This is a genomic window from Novosphingobium sp. ST904 (assembly GCF_001298105.1).
Lineage (GTDB): Bacteria > Pseudomonadota > Alphaproteobacteria > Sphingomonadales > Sphingomonadaceae > Novosphingobium.
Genome location: NZ_LGJH01000051.1, coordinates 1 through 3,161 on the forward strand (window position 1 = coordinate 1; position 3,161 = coordinate 3,161).

The window sequence follows — 3,161 nt, forward strand, 5'->3', positions numbered from 1 at the left end:
GTAAGCGTCCGACCTCGACCGTTGACGGTAGGAGACGCCCCAGAGCGAATGTTGCGATCTCAAGGCTGCGGTGTAGTTTGAATGAATGATAGCGCGAAACAGCCCCACAAAACGTGACGCTCTCTGGAAGCGGTATTGGTCGATCAAGGACGAGCACGGGTGTGGTCTGTGCGAGCCCATCTTGTGGCATCTCGCCTTGGGCGGCGATTTCTCGGCAATGGTCACGCTCGCCGACACCTTTCCTATGGAGGGGCAGGTTGCGGACCGGTTCAGCAGGGCTGGCCTGTATTATCGAGCGCATAGAGGCGGCTACGAATATGCTGCACAACACCTTGCCATGGATGCTTTCAATCGAGGCGATCTTGCATCCTACAGATATTGGTTACGGCGTGCGGTTCGGTTCGACCCTGACCATCTGAAACAGCTCAGACGATTTGAGACGCGGCTACCTCACCAGACCGCCCGGGAACGTGGGCGTGGCCGTCCGTACCGATCATATGATTAACCGCCTGTCGTAAACTCGATGGTCCGCTTCTCACCCAAAAATGCGCGGTCACGCCTGCCGGGAGGACCATTCCCACGGCAGCAGTTCGTCGATCCGATTGATCGGGTGGCCCTTGCCGATGCGGTCGAACACATCGGCCAGCCACTCCTGCGGATTGACGCCATTAAGCTTTGCCGTTTCCAGCAGCGAATACATAGCGGCGGCACGCTCGCCGCCGCAGTCCGCACCCGCGAAAAGCCAATTCTTCCGTCCGAGGCAGATGCTCCGCAGGGCGTTCTCCGCCGGATTGTTGTCGATCTCCAGCCTGCCGTCGTCGGTGTAGGCGAGCAGTTGCGGCTTCAGCTTCACCGCATAACGCAGCGCCTCGGCCAGCGGCGATCGGGCCGATGCTCTGGACAGCACCTCGTCGGCCCACGCGAAGAAATCCAGCGCCTTGAGCTTTGAGAGCTTCCGAGCCTTGCGGCGGAAATCTGCCGGCTCACGCACGATCTGCCGTTCGACATCGTAAAGCTCGCCGATCATCTGCAGCCCATCGAGCGCAGCCGAGTTCGGGTCTGCCTTGTAGACATCGTTCAGCTTGCGTCGGGCATGGGCCCAGCATGCAACCGGCGTGATTGGCGCTGGCTTGCGGTCACTCGCGTAGAGACGCTCGAAACCGGCATAGGCATCGGCCTGCAGGAAGCCCGCAAAGGTCTTGAGGTGCTCGCGCGGTCGCTCGCCCTTGCGATCAGGGCTGTACCGGAACAGCGCTGCTGGTTTATCCAGATGGCTCCATCGTCGGTTATCGCGAAGGTAAACCCATAATCGCCCGGTTGCCGTCTTCCCGGTCCCCGGCGCCAGCACGGGAACGGGTGTATCGTCGGCGTGGAGCTTCACGCTGGCCATAACGTGATCGGCGATCCGATCGACGAGCGGCTGCAGCAGCCAGCTTGCCTGGCCCAGCCAATCGGCCATCGTCGATCGGCTGATCTCCACACCCTCGCGGGCGTAAATCTGCGACTGGCGATACAGCGGCAGGTGATCGGCGAACTTGGCGACGATGACGTGGGCCAGCAGGCCGGGACCAGCACGGCCGCGCGGCACGGGAAGCGCCGGGGCCGGTGCCTGGCTGATCGCATCGCAGCGGTTGCAGGAAAGCTTGGGCCGGACATGACGGACGACGCGGAAGCGGCCAGGGACATATTCCAGCACTTCGGTTACGTCCTCGCCGAGCTTGCCCATCGTGCCCCCACAGGCGGAACAGCCGTCGGCATCCGGCGCTGCGTGCATAACCTCGTCGCGAGGGAGATGGTCGGGCAGCGGAGCACGGCGAGGCTTGCGAGGGGCAGCCTTGGCCGAAGCATCTTCGGGCACATGCCCCTCGATCACGCACTCGGCATGGGCATGCTCGGCCTCGAGATCCTCCAGCGTCAGCTCGAGTTGATCGGCCTGAAGAGCAAGGCGTTCCGACGACTGACCGAACTTCATGCGCCGGAGGCGGGCCAGTTGAACCTTGAACTTCTCGATCTGCAGCGCCGTCAGCTTAATCGAGTTCTGGGCCGTCTCGAGCTTCTCGCGGGTCGCTTCATGGGCCGCCCGTTCGGCTTCCAGCGCCTGTTCCGAGGCAGCCAGACGTGCGCGCATCGCCGCGGCAAAAGCGCGCAGTTCTGCGGGATCAACAGGGAGTTCGAGATCGTCGGGAGACACGCTTCCCGATAGCAGAATCCGGTCTTCCGCCCAAGCAGAAAGCCCGGAAATGCGGCGATTATCGCGTCAAATCTGCTCCGGCAGGCGAGGCGGATCGGGGGCCACTGTGCGCCGCCAATCCATCGCTTCGATCAGCAGCGCAAACTGCGCCGGGGTCAGCACGACACCGCCTTCGATGAGCGGCGGCCAGACGAAACGGCTGCGTTCCAAACGCTTGGCGAACAGGCAAAGCCCGCTCCCGTCCCAATGCAGGGCCTTCAGGTAGTTGCCGCTTTTGCTGCGGAACAGGAAGACATGGCCGCCATAAGGCTCGACCGCAAATAGCGGGCGGACCAGCGCCGCCAGCCCGTCGAAACCGAGCCGCATGCTGACCGGCTTGCTTGCCAGATAGACCTTGGTTCCGGGCGCCAGCGAAATCACGACACGTCCCGGAATGCCCGTAGCACGCGGGCCAATGCCTTCTCGTTGACGTAGCTGTCCACCGACAGGCGAACGCCGCTGGGCAAGTTTATGTCTATTGCGCCGGGGCGGGCACCGGGATGCGGGCGGATCAGCTCTTCCGACGCTGACGGCATCGGTGACGAAACAGGTCGCGGCGCCTTCTGGGGCTCGGGCACTGTCGGCGCGGCCGCAGGCTCCGTCGTTATGATCGCCCCGTAGGGAATGAACTCGAGCGCCTCACTGGCAATGGCCGCTGCCTGGCGGCGCGCCGACCGCCAGTTATAGATCAGGCTCTCGGCAATCTCATGGCGCTCAGCAACCTGCCGGACCGATACGCCGTCTGCATCCGCCTCGGCGAGGATCGCTGCCTTCTCGACATCCGAAAACTTCCTGCGCCGCTCGGTGCGCGCGATGATCTCCAACCGATCCTTCACTTGGCCTCCTTCTGGAGTCCAGAAAGAGACCCCTTAGCGGAGGTCCATCAGCCCCGAGCCTGAATGCCGCAACACGCCGGAGGGCGGACGCTTAC

The 3,161-nt window shown here is 63.2% G+C and carries 4 protein-coding genes; 1 reads left to right on the forward strand and 3 read right to left on the reverse strand.

Features of this window, described 5'->3' with window-relative positions:
- The first annotated feature begins 257 nt into the window (after positions 1 to 257).
- Positions 258 to 419, forward strand: a complete 162-nt coding sequence (locus ADT71_RS32525) for a hypothetical protein (protein WP_231635445.1) — start codon at positions 258 to 260, stop codon at positions 417 to 419.
- Positions 420 to 553: 134 nt separating this feature from the next.
- Here ADT71_RS32525 and ADT71_RS00405 read toward each other — a convergent pair whose 3' ends face one another.
- The 3 genes from ADT71_RS00405 to ADT71_RS00415 all read right to left on the reverse strand — a co-directional run bounded on the left by ADT71_RS00405 (position 554) and on the right by ADT71_RS00415 (position 3,054).
- Positions 554 to 2,128, reverse strand: a complete 1,575-nt coding sequence (locus ADT71_RS00405; protein WP_054434139.1) for an IS66 family transposase — start codon at positions 2,126 to 2,128, stop codon at positions 554 to 556.
- Positions 2,129 to 2,257: 129 nt separating this feature from the next.
- Positions 2,258 to 2,611, reverse strand: a complete 354-nt coding sequence (tnpB, locus tag ADT71_RS00410) for an IS66 family insertion sequence element accessory protein TnpB (protein ID WP_054434134.1) — start codon at positions 2,609 to 2,611, stop codon at positions 2,258 to 2,260.
- Positions 2,608 to 3,054: a transposase gene (locus ADT71_RS00415; protein WP_231635446.1), complete on the reverse strand. Its 447-nt coding sequence runs from the start codon at positions 3,052 to 3,054 to the stop codon at positions 2,608 to 2,610. The genes tnpB and ADT71_RS00415 overlap by 4 nt, the downstream gene beginning before the upstream one ends.
- Between the last annotated feature and the right edge of the window lie 107 nt (positions 3,055 to 3,161).